The sequence below is a fragment of the Evansella vedderi genome (assembly GCF_030813435.1).
In the GTDB taxonomy this organism is placed as follows: domain Bacteria; phylum Bacillota; class Bacilli; order Bacillales; family Salisediminibacteriaceae; genus Evansella; species Evansella vedderi.
The window spans coordinates 1-25,883 of sequence record NZ_JAUSUG010000026.1 but is presented as its reverse complement, the minus strand read 5'-3'; the positions used below and the strand labels follow the sequence as shown (position 1 = coordinate 25,883).

Sequence of the window (25,883 nt, the reverse complement as noted above, 5' to 3'; positions counted from 1 at the left end):
TTGTTTTCTAAAAGAATATTGTTTTTATGAAAGAAAGTTGGCTTGGAGTCGTCGCCTTCCGCTACTCCAAGCTTTATAAAAAGAAGCAAACTTTTTGCGAAAGCAGCCTTCTAGGACACTTTGTTGTTAAATGTCGTATTTGATAAATCTGTATTCGTAGGGTTCTAAACTAAGTTGGCCTGGTAAAATTGTTTTACCGGTCAGTGCATCTTTTCCAATTTGTTGAACGGTTACAACTCCTCCCTTGCCATCCATATTAACAGCACATTCCAACCTATATCGGCCGTCCTTTGCTATTCGAGGGATTACAATCGTTCCATTGGAAGTAATAGTTTTGACCTGTACCCCAGTTTCAGCAGCATAATGATGAATTAAACGACTTAACATGAGCTTTCCTTTGTCTCCTATTGGTTCGGCTCCGATCATTATAATCTTACCGTTGCCAATTACTTTCTCCGTTATAAATGCGGAACCATCCGACTCTCCCCCACGAACGGTACCGATCACTGTAGCATTGGAGGTTTCTGGATCAAAAACAGTTGCCCAGTGCCCTAATGGAGCTTGAGTTCCGAAAGCCTTCCCTACACTGTTGGTTTGGCTAATGGGATACCAATATAAAGATTCTACTCCTGCAGTTTTTTCTAAATCTCCTAGTGCCGCATTCCTATGAACAGTATGCTCTTCTGTACGATAACCTGTCATGGGACCGACAATCCATATTCCACCCTGTTTGGCAAATTCCTCTCCCTTCTTCCTAAGGGCATCAGAAAGGTATGGAACATAAGGGGTCATTAACAATTTATAACCTTTTAAATCTCCCCCTTCCATGATCAAATCCCGATGAATTCCAGTATCTAAAACGGTATCATACCAATTTTGTAATAAGCTGTTGTAATTTAATCCTTCCAGCGGTTCCGTAAGAAAAAAGGATCTAGCTCTATCCGAGAATGTTATTGCCACCTCTGCCTGAAGGGGAATCGTTTCTTCCATCATTGGTTCCATTTTCTTAATGGCAGCTGAAACGTCCATTACTCTCTTGAATCCAACCGTAGGTTTTCCCCAGGCACTTAACACAGCACCGTGGGACAATTCACACCCCGTTCGTTGTTGACGCCATAGCCAATAGGAAAATCCTTGAGCCCCTTGAGCATATCCGGAAACCGCTTCTGCTTCTAAAAAGCCTGTAGGATGATTTTTTTGATGGCCAGCCAAATAACCGTTGTGCGAGGTACTCGTTTCCATAACCCAAAAAGGTTTTCCTTTCTTCATTGTCCGGAACAAATCGTACTGTAAGAGCAGTGCTGTATACTGACTAGAATCAGGATAGGCATCAAAGGAAGCAAAGTCTAAATTTGCAAAAAGAAGCTCGTTATCCAAATCAAAGCTACGGCCAGTATTATGGGTAATAGGAGCCTTGGAGTACTCACGAATAATATTAACTTGGGATTCTAGAAATTCTACAATCTTTTCCCTTGAAAACTGCCGGTAAGCTGTAATTAAGGAAGCATTATGTAGAAATGGAGTTTTTACCGGTTGTGGGACTTGTTCAAATTCGAGATAGGCTTCACTCCAAATTTCTGTCCCCCATGCTTCATTTAACTGATCGATGGTTTTATACTTCTCTTTAAGCCATAAATGCCAAAGCTCCTTACAGGTTTGACACATACACTCTGACACGTGACATTTAAACTCGTTATCTATTTGCCAGCCAATTACTCCTGGTAATTTTCCAACAGCTTTTGCTATAGCCTCTACAATCATTAAACTACGTTCCCTGAAAAAAGGATGATTCGTACATATATGCTGGCGAGCACCATGAGACATTGTATTCCCTTCCGAATCTACATACATCCGTTCCGGATGATCGTGACTTATCCAAATGGGGGGAGTTGGTGTGGGGGTACACATTATAGTCTCAATTCCCTCATCATGAAAACGTTTGATTACCTGAACAAAAAAGTCTATATTAATTTGATCTTGAATGGACTCCATTTTAGCCCAAGCAAACTCTCCTATTCGGATAACATTAATCCCAGCTTCCTTCATATATCTAATATCTTCTTCTATTACCTTTTCATCCCACAGCTCTGGATAATACGCAGCACCGTGGTATAACTTTTTCCCATCCATAAAAATTCACCCTCTTTTCTTTTTAATAGACTGTTTTCTAAAATATTGGTTGTATTTTCATGGAGACACCCATGCAAGCAAAATTTTGCACCATGGAGAATGAAAAGCTTTTCCCGCTGGAGTCGCCGCCTTTCACTCCTTCTAGAGTGCGAACGGCAACACGGAATTTGTATTTTCAGAGTAGACCCCTACAATTGCAATTTGCATCATGGAGGATGAAATAAGTATTTTTTATCACTTAAATAACCAAAAAAACGTTTGGCCAGCTACAGCTATCACAGAACCTAAAGCAAGGGCAATCCTAATTTGTTCCGTATTCAATCCTTGGTATCTAAATAGAGAGGCATTAAGGCCCCTATTGATGTATAGGAAGAAAACAAAAATAAAAAAACAACGATAGTTTTACCATACTGTTTTTTCTCCTAATTATTTTTAAGTAAATCTGTTAGTAAAGGGAGACTTTCCAATGGAGGAATATGAGCCAAGTAAACGTTCCCATAACCATCCATATCGCTAGTAAATAACACTTGGGACTTATCTGGACTTAACTTAGGGTGAACATGCACCTTCTGAGTTTGAAAGCTACCACGATGTTTACATAATATTCTTGGTCCTCCCATCCTTCCCTCAACCTTGTTCCATAAAAAGATACAATCTTTATAGGTTTCCCCGTGATAAGCACTTGCTTGCTGGCCGTCTCCTACTATCAAACTCTCATCATTTGAATGAATATGCATATTTTGATAGGGGAAATCATATTCCTTTCTATTTGTATTGTCATATTTAATACTTCCTAAAAACTTACCATCCTTACGAGTTAGAGACTCTGTAAAACCATGATAGCCAATATGCAAACCATCCGCATGCCAATATTCATGTCCAGCAAATTGGTTAGGGTGGCCATCTCTTATTTTCCAGACTTTTTTTGATTGTAAATCTAGTAGCCAGATACGATGGTCAACCTTTTCCCACGGTCCTTCATGACAAAAGGATAATAAATGAGACTGAGTCGGTGAGACATTGACATGACCAATCCAACGGTTTTCTTCATGGACAACCTCATTTTCCTTTGTTTCTAGAGATAACAAGCAAATTTGGGAATGTGGTCTGGCGGCTTCGATTTCTTCAAAACCGATATATCCACCGCCTAAATTGCTTTTTATTCTATGGGAAAGGTCTTCAGATAAACCGAAGGCAAGATGTTTCCCATCGGCAGTACAGCTTAAATTACTTAAATTATATCCTTCCGGGGAGGTATAAATTTCTTCCTCTTCTAGACTGTCTAAATTCAGTGCAACAATTGTATTATTTTTGGTGAAATAAGCTTCGTTTTTTTGAGGGTTAATGTATGTACCTTGAACACCAGCCACATCTTCCTTAGTGAATTCTGTCAATTGTGTTAACATACCTGTTTCCAATTCCATACTATATAAATTCGTACAATTCCCTCGATCTGATCCTATTAATAGTTTTTTATTTTGATCATACCAGCCATTGTTTGTAAAATAAGTGTGAAAATTATGGGTTAAATAATTCGTTAATTTCGTTATTTGAACACCACTTATGGAATCATTAAATGTTGATATTTCACTTTCAAAAGTCGTTCCCTTTCCCATGTAATACTACATCTCCTTTTATCCGTTTATAGAATTACAATATAATTAATCACACTTTCCAACAATAATACTTTTTTGCCTTAGACTTTAAAACGAAGATTTTAGAAGAGAATGAGGGGAATAGGAATTAAATAAAAAAGTAATGGCTCCCTTTGCACGAAGATCATTTTTACTGACTCGTATTCTTATTTATTGGCTCTTTTCGCATAGATTGTTATTGTTGAAGCATTTTTTTGCTTTTATACGCTACAGGCGGACGCTTTCCGCGGGCAACGCTTCAGCCTCCTCGGGAAAACCGCCCTGTGGGGTCTTCAGCTGCTCCTGCGCCGCTCGCTTGCTCGTCGCAAGAAAAGACTTGTTGCTTTTCCCGCTGGAGTCGCCGCCTTTCGCTCCTCCAAGCTTTTAAAAAAAACACAAAGTTTGCAAAAACACCCTAATTAATTAAAACAAGCCATTATAGCCCTTTAACCTGGCTAATCCTTCTACAAAAAAGTAATCTCCGTAAATGAGAGGGACGTCTACATTTCTTCCTTCTGGAAAATGCCCCGTTCCGTGAAGAATGAGCCCATCTTCTTCCTCGTTTTCCCAAGCTCCATAGTTAACGAATAAAGATTCAAGTATCCTTGTTCCCATATCACGATAAACGGTTCCTTCTAAAGCACCTGCTTTTTCCCCAAGTAAAAGAAGTCCTGATGCTGCAATGGCTCCCGCAGATGAATCGCGGTATTTTGGAACTCCCTCTGGAATGCGCAGATCCCAATGGGGAACCATATCCTCTGGTAAATATGTAACAAAGAAATGGGCAACCTTTTTTGCTCCCTGTAAATACTTATCCTCACCTGTATAATGGTAGCTTAACGTTAACCCATAAATGGCCCACGCAGCTCCTCTGGACCAAGCTGATTCCGCCGAATAACCTTGGCCGCCAATGTTTTCAACATGCTCCCCGCTATCGGAATCAAAACGTACAATGTGATGAACAGCTCCGTCACTACGCACAAAATACGTAAGTACAGTGTCTGCATGTTTTTTTGCAGCATTTCTATAACGAGGATCTCCTGTCTCTTCCGAAGCCCAATAGAGTAAGGGTAAATTCATTAAACAATCGATGATTGCCCAACCAGAATTATCTTCCCCTTCCTGCCACGGATTCCACGCACGAATATAGTTTCCGTTCACATTAAAACGACCTAATAAAATTGTTGCCACTAACAAGGCACGACGCTTAGAATCTTCATTACTCGTAAACTTGTAATTCGTAAGACTTGTTAACGTCCACATAAAACCCATATCATGGTCAAGGCGGTAATAATCCGTAATTACCTTATCTAACTTTAATTCGCACTCCTCTGCGGTACGTTTAAAAGCTTCCTTATTCGAATCGCGGTATAACAGCCAGAGCAAGCCAGGCCAAAAACCTGCTGTCCACCAGTGGGGGGATTCTAGTTTGTATTCCCCATTTATACTTGCATGTGGAAAATTACCTCCAATTTTCTTACTCGTTCTTTCCACTTTTTGATGCACCCTTGTCCACGCTTCCTCCAACCAAGGTAGCTCTCTTCCTGCCATAATCATTTCGCCTCCTATTCGAATTTCCTAATTGAATCAATTGCCAAATTCAATTTCATATAATGAGAAAAAATTTAGAATAATGTTTATATCTTTTTAAAAATTAATTAAATTTACCCCTTTCATAATGGTTTATGAGAAATGAGGTGGTACTTCCATTTTAGTTGCGTTTCATGAATGCTTTATGAGACTGGTAAGTCACCCTTCCATTTCGTTACGCGTTTCATGAACCCTTTATGAGACTGGTAAGTCCCCTTCCATTTCGTTACGTGTTTCATGAACCCTTTATGAGACAGGTAAGTGGCTTTTCCATTTCGTTACACGTTTCATAAACGCTTTTATGAGACAGGTAAGTGGCTTTTCCATTTCGTTACGCGTTTTATAAACGCTTTATGAGACAGGTAAGTCACCCTTCCATTCCGTTACGCGTTTCATGAACGCTTTATGAGACAGGTAAGTCACCCTTCCATTTCATTACACGTTTCATAAACGCTTGAAGAAACAGGTAACTAATGCTACTGGTACGATAGATGTTCCATAAATTTGTTTATGAGACAGGTAAACTTCTAACTAGTCTTCCATTTTATTTTTAAAATAGAAGAAGAGTAAATTAGACATTTGGGGAGGTACTCCTTTTTCATGCTTAAAAAGCCTTGGTCTATAAGGGCATAAATTTATGAAATTCATTCAATTGCTAAGTTTATTTTAAAAATTTAGCCTCGTATATTATGTTACCTTTATAATAAACATGAAAACTTTCTTCATTTTGATCAACCTTCGGAAACTCTTCCCATACTGGTATCGGATCTTCATCTCCAAAACTGGAAAATATAGCGGACCCAAACCATTTAACACTCCCCTTCTCCATCGATCCTTTCAACGAAGGTATATAAGTAGGACTAGAGTATAGAACATTTGTATTCGGATCCGTTTTGACCAATGTATGGGTACGTTCCCCAAACATATCCCTAATTCCGCTACCCGCCAAAGTTAATAGAACAGCTACTCCATTTTCTGACTGAAGTATAGATTCCTCCTGGTTTACCTTAGGTACAGTTGGAACACCATCCTTTTCTATAGGTATAGAAAAGCCTCCTTCCACTGTATCCAACTCCCTGTAAGAATCTATCCTGTTAATACGAACATGCCACCACTCATTAATAGGAATAAGCCAAGTTTCCACCTTAACGTCATGCCAAGGTTTCCAAAGGGAATATAAGCTGTTCTTTTCCCATTTTACTACTTCACAACGTTTTCGAACCCGGTAATAGCCATCTCTCTCACTTAATGAGAGCATGGAATCAAATGCTCCTTGTCCAAGGCCATCAATTCCTTTTTGAATACAAAACCCAAATTGATTGGAATAAGCAAACTTCCCATATTTTGCATCGTTTTGCCCATGAACCGACTTTAAGTATTGACCGGATGTTAGGGAAAATACATGATCTTGTTTTTCATTATGACAAATAATCATTCGGGGATGCTTCTGTACCTTCCGTTTTTCTAGGCTTGGTAAAGGTTTTTCTTCCGACTGCCAAAACGGATGATCCTCTGACAATGTTAAAACTAGAAACGTCTTTAATGCCCAATAGGGGGAACCTGGAGCATTATAGTTTTCCGACATCATTAAATTGGGGTAGGCATATCCAATTGTTAGTAACCCATCTTTTGTAAAAATCGGCTGTTTCATCCACCATCGCAAATGTCGTAAAACTAGTCCTTTTACAACTCCCCAGTCCATTACTTCTACATCTGCAAAAGCCAGGGCACTCCAAAATGCACCTTGAGCAAAGCGATAAGTTAGGCTTCGGCCAAAAGGGAGTGCAGAACCATCTGATGCAAACCAATAAATATAATCTTCGGAAAATGTCACCGCACGATCTATATACTCTCGAGACCTCTTTTGATCTTTTTCTTTCATCACCTTGGCATAAATAAGTCCATAAAAATGAAACGCAAAGGAAATATAGTAATCTTGTTGTTCATTGTGACCGTCACTGTACCAACCATCTCCCATATAATAAGACTCCATTTTTAATAGGGATTCTTCCTGCTTTTCTTTATCATATGGGAGTCCTACTGATGCAAAGCCAATATTCACAAGAACCCGAAAGAACTGCCAATTACTTGGGACTAACTCCTTTTGGTTGATTTGATTTAGCCACTTATATAACCGATCTTTTTCAACGTTTGTTAGTGGATCCCATATTTTTTCCGGTGCAAGAGCAAGAGCGTAACCAAAAACAGCCATTTCTACTAAACGCTGATCAAAATCATGGACCTCTCCCCAATACTCTTCATGGTTTGGATTGGTGCCGTTTTTCATTCCTTCCATATATATTTTCCATAGTTTGGATTCCCCTCCTCCAGCTAAAAGAGGGATTAATCCCCACAAAACTCTCGAAAAGGCTTCCATACCTGCAATATCATGACCATAATGGGCATTTGTATCCCCCACATGTAATCTAGCAGACCCTTCACTAAAGTAAGCCAATAATGGTTCAGAAATTTGATGAAAAAGTTCTATTACATCCTTCCTTGTTCGTAATGGATTTTTTGTTATTAACGAAACATTGTTATTCATAGGTCACCTCCACATTGCAAAAGTCTTAACAGACACCACGATAAATGAAAGCTATTGTGCTTATTTTGGAGTTGATTTACGCTTAGGCACTCCCTTCCGCGGGCAACGCTTCAAACTCCTCGTCGCACTAACGTGCTCCTGTTGGGTCTTCCGCAGTTGCTTTTCCTCCTGGAGTCTCGTGCCTTACACTTCAATCAACTCAGATCATATAAGCAATTTATTAAAACAAAGTTTTCGTATATAAAGATCAAAAACTTAACTTTTTCAACAGCCTGTAAAGTAAAATTGAATGGTTATATTAATATCTGTATCTTGTTCCTTCAATTGCATGTCTATGATGGTCACTTCGGCACTCTCTCCAAAGTGATTCTTGTACTCTACCTCATTCCATGAAGTCTCTATTTTTTTATGGTCATATATTACATATAGAGCCCCTTCAATTCCGTGGATAACAATGCCATGATTCGTTTTTTCTATCTGCTTCATCGGGGATATAAACCGCTCAACGACAGAGTGAGGCTGACTAGAAAATCGATACGTATCTGTTAATGTTAAACTAGGATTGCTAGATTTTTCCCATGTGAATTGCCTTAATAATCGTTGTAAGTTCTCTACTTCATACGTTTGTGTCATATTAATATGAATAGAGTCTTTTCCATTGTCTCCACAAGAAACTCTTTCAACGATTCCCTTATGATGAATCCCTTCCGATTGGAATTGGCCATTAATAATAGGGACAGAGTGACCTCGGGATCCATTACAAAGAAAGGTATATCGTTTATCGCCAAAATAATCACGATTGTAAAGACCTGAGCCAATGTCACATAAATAAGCTTCTCCGTTCTTATATAACATAAAATGTCCTACATCATTATGGTTATGGGGCTCCCCGTTATTTCCGCCCTTTGTCGTGAAAGCAAAATGCCCAACTTCTGTCGTGTGACGTGAGATAAACCATTGTGAACTAGGAAAATAAATTGTTTCATCTGGCCAATGGGTTCCTTTATAGGAGTCATTAAACCAAACGAAGTTACGAATGGCCGGGGCCCATCTGCTACAATGGTCGTCGGTATACTTTCCTCGAGTTACTTCAGGGGGAACGTGACAATCAGGGAAGAGTCCTTTTAGATAATGACTGAGACCAATAAATGTGTACACATTGGAAAACGTATCAGAGAAATTTACCGCAATGTTCTCATGGATAAAGGAGGACTGCTGAAAGAGAGCAATTTGATGAATTTTTTCGTTAGCAAATAGATCAATCGCTCCTTTTGTCCTACTCTTTAACAGATCAGCAAAATAAGTATAAAAACCAAACCCGTATTGCCAATAGGTATAACCTTCTAGACACACCCCATCTTCATGAAATCCTTTTAAATAGGCATTCATAGATACTAATACTCGTTCCAAAATGGCAGCTAAATCCTCCACATCGTCCATCAAGTATAGTGCTGCAGCCCCAACGGAACCGGCACATACAGATGCCCAATTATGATGGGCTGTTTCCCAATGAAAACAGCCTTCCTTGTATGGCCAAAAAATTCGATGATAAACCTCCTCACGCCCCCTTTTCTTAATAAGGGGATCTATAAACTCCTCTGTTAAATTTAGTATTTCACTAAGGGCAAAAGCTGTTTCTGCAGCGAACAAATCGATATCAAATCTGGGATGATCTAGACTCAATGGAGTCTGATTCAATTCTTCCTTTCTTTCCTTGAGATGTGCAGGCAAACACCACGTATACTCGTTACATATTGACCAAATGGTATTTTGTAACTCCAATCTATACTTCTCTTCTTCCCTCTCTAACAGGGACATGATTGCAAATGTATTCAACCTTCTTCTAATAGAAAAATAAACCTTTTCGAATTCCTTTCTAGAACCTGTTTCCGAAAATTGTTTAAATAAAGAGTAGGTTAATGGAGGTTCTTGCTCCGACAATAGTCGCTCAGCCTCTTCACGTATTTCATTAATCATTGGTTTATAGGCTGGGGATATTCTTATTCGATCCCACCATGCATTCATTTTTCTATGGTCTGAATTTGAAAACAATAAAACTGGAGGAGCTTTCGTTTTCGCTAATATTTCCTTTAATTGATTTCTTTTCATAAATAAACCCGCCTATTTGCCTTTATAACAGGCATTGTTTATGTTCTGAACGTGTTGAATCTTAAGCTTTCCATTATTTTCGTCCACTTCAAAAATATTGGTCGCTCCGTTTGGTATATTATTTGGGGCATGAATAGCTAGCATCCTTTTTTCATCAAATGTTTGAAATAGCATGCCATAACATGTGTACTCTCTCCTAGTCGTGGTTCTTCGCTTATTCGAAATTAAATTAACAGAGCTTAAAGTTTAGCAGTGTTTTAATTTCTCATTTCTCTAAAATCATTACTCCGTGGCCATTAATAGAAATAGTTCCAGCTACTCTTTCTCCTGTTAATAAATCCGTTGCTTCTCCTACATTTACTTGAACTTCCATTGAATTATGGTTCATAACAAAGAGATACACTCGTCCGTCTTTTTCCCGTTCTGTCACTTCCACTCCTTTTGGCGTCTCTAGTAATGGGCTTACTCCTTTTTCCTCACAAATGGTAGATAAGAAATCACTCAAAAACTCCTTGTCTGGTACAGTACCTACGTATAGCGCCTTCCCTTTCCCAAATTGATTGGAAGTAACTACCGGTGTATTGGCATAAAAGTCTGATCCATACTCTGCCAGCACTTCGGCACCTTCAGAATGGATAATATCAAACAACAAGCTGCACTCGTAGCTTCCTTTTAGTTTACCTACTTCGTTTTTCACAACAATTTCATTTTTATTCTCTGGTGGCAGGGCATCGATTTCTTCTACCCAAATTCCTAAGAGGTTTCGTAACTCACCAGGGTAACCACCGAGAGTTACAAGATCATGTTCATTCACAATTCCACTAAAGAAAGTCGTTACAAAAGTACCGCCATTTTCAACAAATTTTTCTAGTTTCTTGGCATATCCAGGTTTGACCATATACAATACAGGTGCAATCACAATGTCATACTCGCTTAAATCCTCATCTACACCTACCATATCAACGGGAATATTTTGCTCATACAATGCAGCATAATAGTTGTGTACTTCTTTAACATAATCTAGTGCCTTGGATGGTCCGCTTGATAATTCCGTCGCCCATCGGTTTTCCCAATCAAACACTATTGCTACTTTTGCATCTAACCTTGAATCCAACAGCCTGTCAGAAAGTTGACTTAACTCCTTGCCTAGCTCTGCTGTTTCTCGGAAAACTCTTGTATTCTCATGACCAACATGCTCAATAACTGCCCCATGGTATTTTTCACAAGCTCCAACTGATCTTCGGAGTTGGAAGAACATTACTGTATCTGCACCACGTGCCACTGCTTGATAGCTCCATAATCTCATGACTCCAGGGCGTTTTAAGGAATTATAAGGCTGCCAATTTTGCTGGCTCGGGGTTTGCTCCATTAACATGAACGGCTGGCCGCTTTTCAAGCCTCGCATTAAATCATGTCTCATAGCTGTTAAACTCACTGGTGTATCATAAGCAGGGTAATTATCCCAGGAAACGACGTCCATTTCCTTTCCCCATTTAAAATAATCCAACTCCCGATACGTACCCATTAAATTGGTTGTTACAGGGATATGTGGATTGTGTTTCTTTAGAACATCCCTTTCCAGTTTAAAACAATCTAGTAAACTATCTGACTGGAATATACGATAGTCTAATGATATCCCCTGAAAAGCGGTGGAACTTCCTCCCCACTCCTCACTTAATTCATTAGGAGGTACAATTTCATCCCAGTCATAAAAGGTGTGACCCCAAAATCGAGTATTCCAAGCTTTGTTTACATTATCTAAATGGTTATATTTCTTTTGCAGCCATTTACGGAAGCTAGTAGCACAATTATCACAGTAACAATAGCCGCCATATTCATTATTTACATGCCAAATTAATACACCGGGGTGATCACTGTACCTTTCACCTAATCTATCTGCCATTCTTTCAGCGTATTTTCTATATGTAGGACTGTTTGGGCAAGAATTGTGTCTTCCCCCAAATTTTCTCTTCCTGCCTTGATAATCAACCCTAAGAACATCTGGATATTTCTTTGCCATCCAAGCTGGATGAGCTGCAGTACTTGTAGCAAGACATGTGTAAATACCGTTTTTATATAATCGGTCTATTTGCTCATCTAAAATAGTAAAATCATACGTTTCTTCGTCTGGTTGATTTAAGGCCCATGAAAAAACATTTAAGGTAGCTACATCAATACCGGCTAGCTTAAACATTCGTACGTCTTCATCCCAAATGTCTTTCTCCCATTGCTCTGGATTATAATCTCCTCCGTACCAAATTTTCGGCAGTTTGCTATTTATCATTCATACCTCATCCTTTTCTTTTTGATATAATTATAATTACATTGTATGCGCTTACTTAATTGGATTAAATATAACATTAAAGAAAAGGATATAAAAATATGGCACTCTACAATTCTTAGTCTGGAAACAGATATTTTTTAGTATTAATGAAATAGCCCCAGAGCTAGGGCTCTGGGGCTATTTCGTATTGTTATCCTTAGATGGTGTTTTCTATTGTAACTTCGCTAAAATCTCACGAATAAACGCCGGTTCATCTACTGGTGTACGGGATGTAATAATATTTTCACTTACTACAACTTCTTCGTCTACAAAGTTTGCTCCTGCATTAATAACATCATCGCGAACTCCTACAAAACTAGTTGCTGTTTTTCCCTTTAGAACGTCAGCACTAATCATAACTTGGGGACCGTGACAAATTCCTCCAATGACTTTGTTTTGGTCGTTAAGCTCCTTAACAAAACGAACAACCTCTTCATTAACCCGTAATGCCTCTGGTGCGCTTCCTCCAGGAATAATGACCGCATCGAAATCAGCCCCATTTGCCTCTGAAGCCGCTAGTTCCACTGTATAAGATACTGTCTGCTGTTTCCCTTGGCAGACAACGTCTTTTTCAAGACCAATAATAGTTGCTTCATGTCCTGCTTCTAATACTGCCTCATAAGGATTTTTCATTTCTGAATCTTCATAACCATTCGCTAATAAAAATGCTACTTTCGCCATGATGATCTCCTCCAGATTAATAGTTTACAATGTATACTATAAATGATTAACACTTATCTTGAAAGGGAACTTCATAAAATAAAATACTTTTTAATGACTTATAAAAATATCAAGTGGATTATAAACAGAATAAAAGTAGTTAAAAGTTTTATGCCCGTCCTATTGAAAATTATTTTCTAATACTTTTATTTCTATATTTTTAAAAGCAGAATAGGCAATTCGCATTATAATAAAGCTTATTATATTTACCGAGAAAAACGGGATAATTCCAGGGAAAGTAAAAAGCACTAAAACAACACTAATAACGGATATACTAATTAAAATGGTTCGGGCAGGATGTATTACACCAATTATAAATGCATACTTAAGATAATTAATATTTTTTACATTATAATGGACGTATACTGGAAAAATGTAGAAAAGGATTACTATAAATAATATAGTAATAATAATTAATAATACAGTCATTATTGATAAAAACCATCCACTTAATGTTTGTAAAAAAATAAAATCAATAAATAAAATAAACCCTATGATTCCCAATCCTAAACCAAGAATATTGGATTTAATTAATTCAGTTTGATATGTTTTCCAAAAGGTTTTAAATATAGGAAAATCAGTACTTCCCATTATCCATTTTCTCATGACTGTGAATAAGGCAACGGTAGAAGGAATTAACCCTAAAATCACCAAACCTAACACACTAAATAGAAACCACAAAATATTGATGTATGAGAACCGAACAATCCATTCACACCAACTGTATACTGTACCAGAAAAACTATTCATTTAATATAAGCGCCTCCTAATAGGATATAAATAGGATATTCGAACCAATTAACTAATAAAACTATAATATAGGATGCACCATAAAATTAGATAGACTATCTTACCAAAGCAGCCTTTTAAGTTTCCCTAAAAAGCTGCTTGACCTTGTTCCCTTCCTAAATACAATTAGTTAATCTTTATTAACGTTAACAGATCAAAATGTTGGGCCTATTCTCCATATTCCGAAATCATGTTGTTTTAATATTTCTGCCTTTGATTTTTTTCCAGAACACGTAGCTACAATCTCATCTAATATCCTGTCACTTACACTATCAACTGTTTCCTTACCTTCTATTATTGTCCCTGCATTAATGTCCATATTTTCTGACATTTTCTCATAAATACCTGTATTTGTTGCAATCTTTAATACTGGTACAATAGGTGAACCGGTTGGTGTTCCTCGGCCACTTGTGAATAAAATAACCTGTGCTCCTCCTGCAGCCATTCCAGTTAATTGTTCAATATCCTGTCCTGGTGTATCCATCCAAACGAGTCCTTTTTTACTTGGTTTTTCAGCATAATTAATTAGCTCCTGAAGGGGCCTGGTACCTGCTTTAGTAGCTGCCCCAAGGGATTTTTCTTCTAGAGAACTTAATCCTCCTTTAATATTCCCTGGACTAGGGTTTCCAGTTCGAATATCTACCCCTGCTTTTATAGCTCTATCCTCCATTGCATTGATAACCTCATACACTCTTTTAGATACTTGATCGTTTACGGCACGCTCTGCCAAGAGGTGTTCTGCTCCAATTAATTCTGTTGTTTCAGCTAAAATAGCAGTTCCACCTAAATCTACAATCTTGTCACTTACTCTGCCAACAGCTGGATTCGCTGACAATCCTGAGCATGCATCTGATCCCCCACACTCGGTGCCAATAATTAATTCGGAAAAATCAAAAGGTTCCTTTTGTTGAGCAGAAGCATCTTGAACCATTTTTACAGCTATTTTTGCCCCTTCCGCAATGGTTGATAAAGTCCCGCCATTGTCTTGAATAGAAACAACTTCTACTGGTTTTCCAGTTTTCTTCAACTCTTCTGCGACACTTCTCGCTTGATGTGTTTCACAACCAAGTCCTAAGACTACAACACCATATACATTAGGGTTACTTCCCATTCCTACATATGTTCGAAACGTTTGATCATAATCTTCACCTACTTGAGCACAACCGTGTTGATGAATAAACGTGACTGTACCATCAACTAACTCCGTAATTCGCTGTGCTGTCTGTGTCGAACAAGTAATTGTAGGCAGTATAAGAACATGATTACGAATTCCTACTTCGCCATTAGGTCGTCTATACCCCATTAATTTTTGTTTCTTGTTGTTTGACAAGCTTATCACCTCTTCCCCTTTTTCCATCTAAATTATGAATATGCACATGTTCACCAGGGGAAATATCTCTATTTGCAACGCCTATTACTTCCCCATACTTCAAAATGTCCTCCCCTCTCTTAATTGGAAGAACCGCGAATTTATGTCCGAATTCTAATTCATCCATTAATGTAACTGCAAATAATTGATTTTCACAATTAACCTCTACAGTCGTACCCTTTTCTATTTTAGTTAATGCAACAGCAACCTTGTCTTTACTATTCATCATAACTGTTTTATAGTTTTTGTTCGTCACGGGCTCTCCCCCTCTCACCATATGTTTGTTGAATCATATCAAGTTTCCTCTATAAACCTAAAAAAATATGAAAAATATCTATTACCATTCTTATTTTTTATAAATTTCCATAGTAAGCATTTTCAATAATGTTCCTAATATCTTTAGCATTTGTTAATCTTGGATTAATTAATACATTTCCACTTCTCATGGAGTCTTCAACTAATTTATCAATTACATCTAATGTTACTCCTAGCTCTTTGATATTCGATGGAATGTTTAAATTTGAATTTAATTTTAAAACAGCTTCTACAGCTTTTTCCCCTGCTTCAAAAATAGGCAGACCATCGGTATTGTGGCCCAAAGCTTCTGCTATATCCTTCATTTTTTCCGGGCAGGCGGGAAGATTATATTTCATTACAAAAGGTAGAAGTGTTGCGTTAGCAATACCATGTGGAATATCAAAAACCCCACCTAATGTATGGGAGATAGCATGAACATTCCCTAATCGTGATTGGGAGAATGCTGCGCCAGCTAACATAGAAGCTACTAACATATTTTCACGACTTACTATATCCGTACCTACGAAATATGCTTTTTCTAAATTTTCACCAAACATTTTCAAACTTTGTAATGCAAAAGATTTACTAACTGGATTAGCGGATTTGGACGTATATGACTCAATTGCATGTGTCACTGCATCCATTCCAGTAGAGGCAGTAATGTCTCGGGGTAACCTTATGGTTAATTCAGCATCTAATATTGCATACTGTGGAAAAAGATATGGACTGATAATTGCACATTTAAATTGTGTTTTAGAATTTGTAATAATCGTTGAAGCTGTTACTTCGCTTCCTGTACCCGCGGTCGTTGGTACAACAGTTAGGGGTAGACCTGGATTTGATAATTTTCCAACACCTTCATAATCTAAAATATCCCCTTCATTTTTCGCCATTATTGCAATAGCTTTAGCTGTATCAATACTGCTTCCACCTCCTACAGCTAATACAAGGTCAAATGCGTTTTCTTTAAGTTTACCTAACCCTTCTATAACACTTTCAGAAGTAGGATTAGGAACAACACCATCAAAAACCTCGTAATAAATCTCAGACTTTTTTAAAGATTGCTCTATTGATTCTAATATTCCTGCTTTCCTTACCCCTTTATCTGTAACAAGAAAAACGTTATTAAAATGGCCTGATTTTAAAAAACTACCTATATTTTTAGAGATTCCTAGCCCGCTTTCAACAGTAGTAGGAATGTAATATTTAAACCCCATTAACAACACGTCCTTATCTTTATTTTTTAAGTAAAACAACATCCCCATTACAATTGGTTGGTTATTAATTGGTCAACCATTTTTATAAAAAAATAAGATTAAAAATTAAACCACTCAACTCTTCATAATTAGTAGGTAAAATAACCTAATTAAATTTAATCTGAATTAAAAATTTTACTATTTTGCTTTTCTACAACTTCCAAAAGACGTTTAGTCGCATCCTGCATATGTTCTTCCATTGCCTTTACTGCCGCTTTCGGATCTTTATTAGCAACGGCTTGATATACCTTTAAATGATCATTGTAAGAGAAAGTAGTTTCACCAGCAGACTCAATTACGAATCTTATCCAAGTTCTTAATAGTGATTGTAAACTTGTTAAAATTCCTTTTAGAGACGCATTCTTTGCCATTTCCGCTAATTTTAAATGGAAGGCTATATCAATCTCTACAAAATCATCAATGGTTGATACCTTTAGTTGTTCAAGTATGGACCATAGTTCATTTAATTCTTCCTCTGTACATCGTTGAGCAGCTAATTTAACTATGGAAAGTTCAATTTCTTGTCTAGCCTCAATAATGTCCCTGACTCGCTTTTCACCTAGAAGTATCCCCCATTCAATGGATTCTATCAAAAGACCAGCGTCCGGCTTTTTTAAATAAGTTCCATTTCCGTGTTTTATCTCCAAAACACCTAAAACAGCCAAAACTTTAATTGCTTCACGAATTGCAGATCTACCTACACCTAGGGCTTCTTGCAACTGTCGTTCCGTTGGCAGCTTTTCTCCAGGCTTAATACTTCCAGAAAAGATGTATTGTAAAAGGCTTTTAGTTAGATCAACAACAATGGAATTTTTTTGAATGGGTTCGAATTTAAATTCACTATTCATTGGTTTATACCCCTTTAGAATACTTTTTTACTAAATTATAACATTATATAAAAGCTAGAGGAGTGACTACTCATAAATAATTGAAAGCAGTCCTCCTCTTTATTAAATGTAATTTTTTTTATGCTAATCTGTTTAGTGTTTCATCTTCTTCTAATCCTAATTCTTTATAATGAGATTTACGTATTTTTTGATCTGCTTCTAAAATGGCTTTTGCAAATGTTAGGACCTCTTCTGCTCTGTCCCTTGGAATAACTAAAACGCCATCATCATCCGCACAAACTACATCCCCTGGATGTACTGTTACTCCTGCACAATGTACCGGTACCTGCACGCTGTCACTTTTCATTCGACCCGATACGTGATGGAAAGTTCGTTTTGTCGAGAATACATTTGCCTCTTCTAGGTTACACTCAAAGGAGTCACGGCAACCACCATCGACAACAGCTCCTACTACTCCCCATAATTTATACTTCATAATATTTTCAGATCCAATGATACCTCCAGGATAACCACCCATATCAAATACTAATACAGAATCGGTAACATCCTCTTTCTGCATTGGTCCCATAAAAGAACCATAAATATCATGGCAGTATTTATTGTTAATCTCTAAATATTCTTCCACAGTACTGCATGGTTCAAATGTTTCATCTGCACGGGCCAATTTAACTGTCCAAGCAAACCCAGCAAAACGAATTCCGGGACGTATTGGACGCATTTCCGTTGACATCGATCCTTTATTTACTAAACCTAATGCATCCATTCCATCAGATAAATCGGCTAATCGCACTTTTCTTATTTCTTCAATTAATTCTTTATCTGTCATTCCCATAATTTACCTCTCCCTTATATTATGTTGTTTTTATATAGTCAAGTCAAGTAATCGTTTAAAGTTAATTACGCTAATCTATTAAGGGTTGAATCCTCTTCTAAACCTAATGCTTTATAATGGGACTTACGTACTTTTTGATCTGCTTCTAAAATGGCTTTCGCAAACGTTAGAACCTCTTCTGCTCTGTCCCTTGGAATAACTAAAACGCCATCATCATCCGCACAAACTACATCCCCTGGATGTACTGTTACTCCTGCACAATGTACCGGTACCTGCACGCTGTCACTTTTCATTCGACCCGATACGTGATGGAAAGTTCGTTTTGTCGAGAATACATTTGCCTCTTCTAGGTTACACTCAAAGGAGTCACGGCAACCACCATCGACAACAGCTCCTACTACTCCCCATAATTTATACTTCATAATATTTTCAGATCCAATGATACCTCCAGGATAACCACCCATATCAAATACTAATACAGAATCGGTAACATCCTCTTTCTGCATTGGTCCCATAAAAGAACCATAAATATCATGGCAGTATTTATTGTTAATCTCTAAATATTCTTCCACAGTACTGCATGGTTCAAATGTTTCATCTGCACGGGCCAATTTAACTGTCCAAGCAAACCCAGCAAAGCGAATTCCAGGACGTATTGGACGCATATCCGTTGACATAGATCCTTTATTTACTAAACCTAATGCATCCATTCCATCAGATAGATCAGCTAACCTTACTTTCCTAATTTCTTCAATAAGTTCTTGATTAGTCAGTGCCATTTTCTTTCCTCCTATAAACGAAGTATTTTTTAGAGATTAATTCTTTTCTGTTAGATACACTACACCGTGATCGTTCTTTACTCTATGAATATTTAAGTCTTTCATTTCAGCAAGAATGATTTCCGCTAAAAATAGAACTTCCGTACCTTCTTCTAAATGACCGACATAATTTCCTTCTTTATCTTGAGCAACTATGTGTAAGTGTGGCTCTCCATCAATAACATTTCCAGATAGTGAGCCAAGCTCAATTGGACCATTTCCTTGAATTGTTAAGAAAACATCTTCAGAAGTCGGTCCCATACTAGTTGGTAAGTGATAAACTAACTTTTGCATAGATCCTACGGCGCCAAATAAAACCGCATTTTTTATTCCCTCTTCAGCTAACCTGTCCCTGATACTTTCTAATAAAAGATCTCCTTTAGATAAATTAATAACAATTGGACGGCCAAATTCTTTTCCAAAAAATAGATTTTTACTCATTACAATTACCTCCGTATTTTTGATTATTAAAAAGAAGATTTTTCTTCTTCTAATAGCTATATACTCCAACCACCATCAACAACAATTGTTTGACCGGTTACAAAATCTCCTCCTTCGATAATTCCAGCGGTTATTTCTGCCACATCGTCTGGAGAAGCAACTCTATTTAATAATGTTCCATCTCTATATTGATCAACGTGCTCTTCTTGTCCGTCTACCCACCTAGTTTTCACTACACCAGGCGCTATGGAATTAACTCTCACACGGGGTGCTAATACACGGGCAAGGGATTTTGTTACACTAATACCCGCAGCTTTAGATGCTGCATAAGCAATGGAGCTTCCATTACCATTAAGTCCAGCAATAGAAGTTATATTTACAATACACCCCTTATTTTTCTTTAACTCAGAAGCACACACCCTACTTGTATAAAACATGCCTTTTACATTCACATTAAAAGCTCTATCCCAATACTCATCTAGTAAACCATCTAAATCTTTTAAAGGAACAAAATCTGTAGTTCCAGCATTATTAACTAGAATGTCTATTCCATTAAATTGCTCTAAAGCTTCCTTGAACATTTTTTCAACTTGAATTTTATCCGATACATCTGCTTGGTAAATCATCCCTCGGGCTCCAACGTCCCTGATCATTGACAGTGTCTTTTCTGCTTCTTCTGTGGAACGGGAGTAGTTTATTATAATATTTGCACCTTCACTAGCTAATTTTACTGCAATAGATCTTCCTATCCCTGTACTTGCCCCTGTGATGAGAGCCGTCTTCCCTTTAATTTTCATTTACTACTTACCTCCTTTCATCGATTACTACTCTCTGTTTTATAAAATTACTTTATTCCAGTAGTAGCTATCCCTTCTATTAATAGTCTTTGGAATATAATAAAGAAAATAAAGATAGGTACGATTGATAGAATTGACATTGCAAACATTGCTCCCCACAACGATTCACCCATTGCATCTAAGAAGCTCCTTAATGCTAATGTTACAGTCCATATTTTTGGACTACTCAAATATATAAACTGACTGAAGAAGTCATTCCATGTCCAAATAAATGTAAAGATTGCAGTCGTAACTAACGCAGGAGTCATTAAAGGGAAAATAATTTTTGCAAATATTGCTATTGGACCACATCCATCTACCCTTGCAGCATTATCTAACTCTTTAGGAATACCCCGAATAAATTGAACCATTAAAAAGATAAAAAATGCATCAGTGGCTAGAAACTTTGGTACCACTAGGGGCAGGAAGGTATCTACCCATCCTAAGTTGTTAAAAAGAATATACTGGGGTATGAGGACTACATGATATGGAAGCATGATCGAACCTAACATTATCGCAAACCATACTTTTTTGATTGAAAAATCTAATCTTGCAAAAGCATATGCTGCTAATGAACACGCAACAATATTACCTAAAATACTTAACCCTACTAAAATGAAGGAATTTTTAAAAAAAGTTGTATATGTGTAACCAGATAATCCAGCCCATCCTACTTTATAATGTTCAAGTGTGAATTCTGAAGGCCAAAGACTTAAATCAGAAAAAATAAGGTGTATTGGCTTAAATGAGCTACTTAACATCCATAATAGGGGGTATAACATAACAAATGCCCCTATTGACAACAATACGAATTTAGTAATTCCCCAAAATCTTTTTCGGTTTTTCATGTTTCCACCTCCTTACTCCCCATAAAATACCCACTTCTTAGCAGATAAAAATAGCAACCCTGTAAATGTAGCTATTATTACAAGCAACATCCAAGCCATAGCTGATGCATAACCCATTTGAAATTCCGTAAAGGCTTTTATATATAAATAGAGTGTATAAAAAAGTGTTGAATCTAACGGGCCTCCCCTTTCACCTCCGATAATGTACGCTGGAGTAAATGCTTGGAAAGCACCTATAATTTGCATAACTACATTAAAAAAGATTATCGGAGTCAGCATAGGGATCGTAATTTTAAATAGCTTTGTAAGACTTCCTGCACCATCGATAGATGCCGATTCATAAAGATCTTCTGGAATTTGTTTTAATCCTGCTAAGAAAATAACCATCGGAGACCCAAACTGCCAAACAAGTAAAACAATCAACGTAAATAATGCTGTAGAAGGATCAGAAACCCAGCTATTAGGCTGAACACCAAATATACTTACAACATCATTGAATACACCATTTGTTCCAAAAATTTGTCTCCACAATATAGCTATAGCTATACTCGGACCTAATAAAGAGGGAACATAATATATAGCCCGGAAACCCGCTAAACCCTTAACACCTTTATTTAATATATAGGCCAAAGTAAAAGCCATTAAAAGCTGTAAAGGAACCCCTACAAAAACATATATAAATGTAACTTTTAAAGATTGAATAAACCTGCTATCTGAAAATAGCATCGTTTGATAATTCGACAACCCTACCCAAGTAGGCGCCTGAAACATATTATAATTTGTAAAAGATAAATATAAAGAAGCAATCATTGGGACGATTCCAAGAACAATAATTCCAATAAACCAGGGGGCTAAAAATAAAAGAGCTATTTTATTTTTATGCCATAATTTAAGAAGCACAGATCCTCACCACCTGTTCTGGTTCTATTTTTAGAAGTCTAAGGACGAAAATCATATTTCGTCCTTAGTAGTTTATTAGTTTGCTAGAATTCTCTCTGCTTCTTCAAAGAATGCATCTACTGCATCTTCAATAGCAGTGCGACCAAAGGCTACTTCTTCTGCATATCTTAAGTAAGCGGACAATACAGTAACCGATCCTTCTGGTCTCATTCTTGTAGCTGGAATATCAGCAACAACTTTTTCAAAATGGTCAAAGGTCAGCGCTTCAATAGGTCCAAGTGATCCTTGTAAATTTTCACGAACTGGTGCAGTTCCTGGAATCCCATTTTCTGCATTATAAATTTTAGTTGCTTCTAAATCATTGACAAACCAGCTGATTAATTTGGCAGCTTCTTCTTTATGTTTAGCATTCTTACTCATAACAATTGCAGGTACTTGCAACTGCTCCCCTCCTGAATGAACTCCATCTTCCATTAAAGGATAGCGAGCAATCGTAAGTTCCGCTTCTGGCATATACCCAGCAAACATTCTTGCTCTGTTAATTGGCCTGTCTATAAAGATAGCTTTTCCCTGTGCGAAGTGGGTGCTTTCTTCAGGCATTCCACTATATTCTGCAGAAACTTGTGCAGATGGAATCGCACCAATTGTGCGCATCTCATCCCAGTATGTCCAATACTCTATTAAGTCTTCTTTACTAAACCCTAACGATGTTCCATCCTCACTAATGAATGAGCCTCCTTTTTGTACAGCCCATGTTTCGATTCCATGTTCGATGATTGTTGGATCACCAATTACATACTCATCTTCTCCCAATACATTGACTGCTTCTTTAGCAAAATCCATCAATTCGTTGTATGTCATATCTGTTGAAGGTAACTCTAAGCCTAAACTTTCAATGAATGATAGATTTGTCAGGAGACCTTGCGTTGTTACACCTTTAGCCAAGGCATAAAGATTTCCATTGTACTTTCCTGCATCAATAACTGATTCGTCCCAGCCTTCTAATGAGATAAGTCCACTTTCTACATAGGGATCTAATGGCTCAATAACGTCTTTACTTAAATATTCTGTTCCATAAAGCAGGAGATGCAAGCCAAAAACATCCGGTGCATTTCCTCCAGCAGTTTGTGTTGATAACCTTGTCCAGTAATCCCCCCATCCGGATGGTTCTCTTATAATTGTTACATGAGGGTTTTGTTCTTCATATAAATCCAAGATTTCATTATATATAGCATCACGTTCTGTATTTCCCCACCATGCAAAACGAATTTCTACTTCTTCTTTTACAGTGTCTTCGCTATCATCAGTGTCATCATTTGTCTCCGTCTGATTTTCACCATTAGATGCAGTAGTATTATCGTCACCTCCACCACAGCCTACGATAAGAAAAAAGAAACTCACTATAACTAGGAACCACACTATCTGTTTAACCCTCATAATTACCCCTCCACTTTTAGTTTTTTTAAACGCTTTCATAAAACTGTTTTCTTCTATTTTTGTATAGGAAAATTCTCTCACCCCCCCTATATAAAATTTTTTAATGAAATAATTTTAAAATTCATTAGTTTTAATTAATTGTTTTAAGAACTGAAAATGCACGTAATTCATCCTACATAGTTCACAAGGTACACGCAATCGATCAATTGGTTAATTGGTTGACCTTTTAATTGATTCAATTCTACCTTCCGTGAGTTGTATTTGTCAATAATATTTTGATAAATTAAAATTTTAAAACTTTTTTTTAAGATGGCAATATAAGATTCTAATAGTTCTTTAATTAAAATCGTAGGTTGTTCATTTGATGAAACTGATCAAAATACCGCACCTATAAATTTACAATTTACGTAAATTAAGATAAAGTTACTAATATTTTTTTACTGAAAATAAAATATTAAGAGAGGAATAAATAAAAACTTATTGAATTTTTAGATAGAGTAAGAAAAATAATCTACGAATAGGAGACTGGTTATGCCTTACGAATCTTATATAAATCTAACCGATAAGTTTATTGATTCCTTACGTGAATATATAAAAAAAAGACAGATACCGTTAGAGGAAGTTGTGGAGGTTTTTGCAGGAAATGGGAAGCTAGGGCTTCAGCTTGGATTAAAAAAGAATAATAATATTTCCGACTTACTTTTATTCACTACTGACGACTTCGCAGACGAAGTAAACAGTAACTGGGAGAGGAATCCCCAAGGAGTTGTAAAGGAATCTGCGTATGAAACGATCATGCGTTTTTATAATTCTGGCCAAAAAATAAGCATGTTAATTATTGGAGCCCCACCACCAGCTAATTCTTACTACTGTCCTTCATATAAAACAATAAAAGCACTTTATGACCGTTTTGATGCAGAAATTTTGTATATTGGGGAAATGAATAGTCCTGTATTTGCTTCTCCTAAATTTTTTAGACATTTAAAAGCTGTGCCTAAGAATATAGAGAAGTCCTTCAAAAGCTTAGTTGAAAGCAACTATGACAATAGAAATGGTTATTTTTCTAGTGATCTTTTTTATGAAAATGTCGATGTTCGACCACATTTACTAAAATTTGTACCATGTTCCTCTGAAAATTGTGACTGTAGCAAATAAACTAGGAATCCTTTTCCTATCGGCTTTTACTTTTTTGGGTTGTAAAACAGAAAGTGCTTTCGAATTAGTTAATAAAAATTTGTCATAGGAAAAGTACTTTGCGCCTCATTTTATCAACAATTAAAAATGTTATCGATGTACCTTTCTGTCCTGGAAATGTCCAAATCAGGAATGGTACTTATATAAAAAACGAAACCCACAACATAGACTCATAAAAAACTACTTAAAGAAAATAAAAGATATGGAATCTATTAATATCGGACTGATTGGTTATGGGGAAAGCTCATAGCCATGCGTATCGTGACCTTCCTATGTTTTTTCCAAAGCACTTATTGATATGGCCCACTATCTTATCGGTGACATTACGGAAGTTATCGGAATGAATGAAACATTTATTAAAGAAAGACCGCTCCCTACGGAAATGACAGGATTATCCGCAATAGGTAGCCTTGATAAGGATGTTCCAAGGAGACCCGTTACTGTTGAAGACGCCACGTTGTTCATGACCCGCTTTGCCAATGGTGCTTATAGAAGCTTTGAAGCCACTCGCTTTGCCACTGGGCACCGTAGTACTAACTCCTTTAAAATTAACGGTAGTAAAGGGAGTGTGATTTTCGATTTCGAACGATTAAGTGAGTTACAGGTATATTTTGTGGATGATAAGGAGGATGTTCAAGGCTTCCGAAGGGTAGTAGCAATGGATGCGGCACATGACTATTCTGATGTTTGGTGGCCGGCAGGGCACACGATTGGTTACGAGCACTCCTTTATACATGAAGTGGTGGAACTTAAGGAGGCCCGAGAGGACGGTTTTCCCGAGGAGGCTGAAGCGTTGCCCGCGGAACCAGGACGGTGACATTGAACAGGTTACACTAAATTGGACAGATTCGTTAAGGTCATATAAACTTGATTCAATACAAAGTCGAAGGAGAATCAATTATGGCCAAAAGGGAAAGAAGATTATATTCAAAAGAGTTTAAAGAACAGATTGTCCAGTTGTCTCTTT

21 protein-coding genes and 1 pseudogene are annotated in these 25,883 nt (G+C 37.2%); 2 read left to right on the top strand and 20 right to left on the bottom strand.

Annotation, left to right across the window (positions count from 1 at the left end; all coding sequences use genetic code 11):
* Positions 1 to 126: 126 nt before the first annotated feature.
* The 20 genes from J2S74_RS23435 to J2S74_RS23340 all read right to left on the bottom strand — a co-directional run bounded on the left by J2S74_RS23435 (position 127) and on the right by J2S74_RS23340 (position 23,722).
* Positions 127 to 2,130 (bottom strand): beta-galactosidase, encoded by a 2,004-nt coding sequence (locus J2S74_RS23435; protein WP_307330928.1) that lies wholly within the window; start codon positions 2,128 to 2,130, stop codon positions 127 to 129.
* 422 nt (positions 2,131 to 2,552) lie between these two features.
* Positions 2,553 to 3,746, bottom strand: a complete 1,194-nt coding sequence (locus J2S74_RS23430) for an oligogalacturonate lyase family protein (protein ID WP_307330925.1) — start codon at positions 3,744 to 3,746, stop codon at positions 2,553 to 2,555.
* A 441-nt stretch (positions 3,747 to 4,187) separates the two neighbouring features.
* Entirely contained in the window at positions 4,188 to 5,315 is a 1,128-nt protein-coding gene (locus tag J2S74_RS23425; RefSeq protein WP_307330922.1) for a glycoside hydrolase family 88 protein, read from the bottom strand.
* Between the two features lie 700 nt (positions 5,316 to 6,015).
* Positions 6,016 to 7,899 (bottom strand): DUF2264 domain-containing protein, encoded by a 1,884-nt coding sequence (locus tag J2S74_RS23420; RefSeq protein ID WP_307330919.1) that lies wholly within the window; start codon positions 7,897 to 7,899, stop codon positions 6,016 to 6,018.
* A gap of 264 nt (positions 7,900 to 8,163) precedes the next feature.
* Entirely contained in the window at positions 8,164 to 10,008 is a 1,845-nt protein-coding gene (locus J2S74_RS23415; protein ID WP_307330916.1) for a heparinase II/III domain-containing protein, read from the bottom strand.
* Between the two features lie 12 nt (positions 10,009 to 10,020).
* On the bottom strand, positions 10,021 to 10,182 hold the full coding sequence (locus J2S74_RS23410) for a hypothetical protein (protein WP_307330914.1): 162 nt from the start codon (positions 10,180 to 10,182) through the stop codon (positions 10,021 to 10,023).
* A gap of 91 nt (positions 10,183 to 10,273) precedes the next feature.
* A complete protein-coding gene (locus tag J2S74_RS23405) occupies positions 10,274 to 12,292 on the bottom strand; it encodes a beta-galactosidase (protein ID WP_307330911.1) in 2,019 nt (672 codons plus the stop codon).
* 210 nt (positions 12,293 to 12,502) lie between these two features.
* Complete coding sequence (locus J2S74_RS23400) at positions 12,503 to 13,012, bottom strand: type 1 glutamine amidotransferase domain-containing protein (RefSeq protein WP_307330908.1); 510 nt, start codon at positions 13,010 to 13,012, stop codon at positions 12,503 to 12,505.
* Between the two features lie 159 nt (positions 13,013 to 13,171).
* Positions 13,172 to 13,801, bottom strand: coding sequence for a YesL family protein (locus J2S74_RS23395; protein ID WP_307330905.1), 630 nt, complete (start codon positions 13,799 to 13,801; stop codon positions 13,172 to 13,174).
* 193 nt (positions 13,802 to 13,994) lie between these two features.
* Complete coding sequence (locus J2S74_RS23390; protein ID WP_307330996.1) at positions 13,995 to 15,143, bottom strand: UxaA family hydrolase; 1,149 nt, start codon at positions 15,141 to 15,143, stop codon at positions 13,995 to 13,997.
* Positions 15,133 to 15,465, bottom strand: a complete 333-nt coding sequence (locus J2S74_RS23385; protein ID WP_307330902.1) for a UxaA family hydrolase — start codon at positions 15,463 to 15,465, stop codon at positions 15,133 to 15,135. Before J2S74_RS23385 ends, J2S74_RS23390 begins: the two co-directional genes overlap by 11 nt.
* A gap of 97 nt (positions 15,466 to 15,562) precedes the next feature.
* Positions 15,563 to 16,765: an iron-containing alcohol dehydrogenase gene (locus J2S74_RS23380; RefSeq protein WP_307330899.1), complete on the bottom strand. Its 1,203-nt coding sequence runs from the start codon at positions 16,763 to 16,765 to the stop codon at positions 15,563 to 15,565.
* A 113-nt stretch (positions 16,766 to 16,878) separates the two neighbouring features.
* On the bottom strand, positions 16,879 to 17,610 hold the full coding sequence (locus tag J2S74_RS23375; protein WP_307330897.1) for a FadR/GntR family transcriptional regulator: 732 nt from the start codon (positions 17,608 to 17,610) through the stop codon (positions 16,879 to 16,881).
* Positions 17,611 to 17,728: 118 nt separating this feature from the next.
* A complete protein-coding gene (locus tag J2S74_RS23370) occupies positions 17,729 to 18,442 on the bottom strand; it encodes an RraA family protein (protein ID WP_307330894.1) in 714 nt (237 codons plus the stop codon).
* A gap of 65 nt (positions 18,443 to 18,507) precedes the next feature.
* Complete coding sequence (locus tag J2S74_RS23365) at positions 18,508 to 19,221, bottom strand: RraA family protein (protein WP_307330891.1); 714 nt, start codon at positions 19,219 to 19,221, stop codon at positions 18,508 to 18,510.
* 36 nt (positions 19,222 to 19,257) lie between these two features.
* A complete protein-coding gene (locus J2S74_RS23360; RefSeq protein WP_307330889.1) occupies positions 19,258 to 19,701 on the bottom strand; it encodes a PPC domain-containing DNA-binding protein in 444 nt (147 codons plus the stop codon).
* Positions 19,702 to 19,757: 56 nt separating this feature from the next.
* Entirely contained in the window at positions 19,758 to 20,498 is a 741-nt protein-coding gene (locus J2S74_RS23355; protein WP_307330886.1) for an SDR family NAD(P)-dependent oxidoreductase, read from the bottom strand.
* Positions 20,499 to 20,545: 47 nt separating this feature from the next.
* On the bottom strand, positions 20,546 to 21,385 hold the full coding sequence (locus J2S74_RS23350; RefSeq protein ID WP_307330883.1) for a carbohydrate ABC transporter permease: 840 nt from the start codon (positions 21,383 to 21,385) through the stop codon (positions 20,546 to 20,548).
* A gap of 12 nt (positions 21,386 to 21,397) precedes the next feature.
* Complete coding sequence (locus J2S74_RS23345; protein ID WP_307330880.1) at positions 21,398 to 22,285, bottom strand: carbohydrate ABC transporter permease; 888 nt, start codon at positions 22,283 to 22,285, stop codon at positions 21,398 to 21,400.
* Positions 22,286 to 22,360: 75 nt separating this feature from the next.
* Complete coding sequence (locus tag J2S74_RS23340; RefSeq protein WP_307330876.1) at positions 22,361 to 23,722, bottom strand: ABC transporter substrate-binding protein; 1,362 nt, start codon at positions 23,720 to 23,722, stop codon at positions 22,361 to 22,363.
* Between the two features lie 531 nt (positions 23,723 to 24,253).
* On the opposite strand from J2S74_RS23340, the gene J2S74_RS23335 reads away from it, so the two are divergent.
* On the top strand, positions 24,254 to 24,877 hold the full coding sequence (locus tag J2S74_RS23335; protein WP_307330874.1) for a hypothetical protein: 624 nt from the start codon (positions 24,254 to 24,256) through the stop codon (positions 24,875 to 24,877).
* A gap of 328 nt (positions 24,878 to 25,205) precedes the next feature.
* Positions 25,206 to 25,688: pseudogene (locus tag J2S74_RS23330) on the top strand (Gfo/Idh/MocA family protein); the annotation flags it as partial.
* Between the last annotated feature and the right edge of the window lie 195 nt (positions 25,689 to 25,883).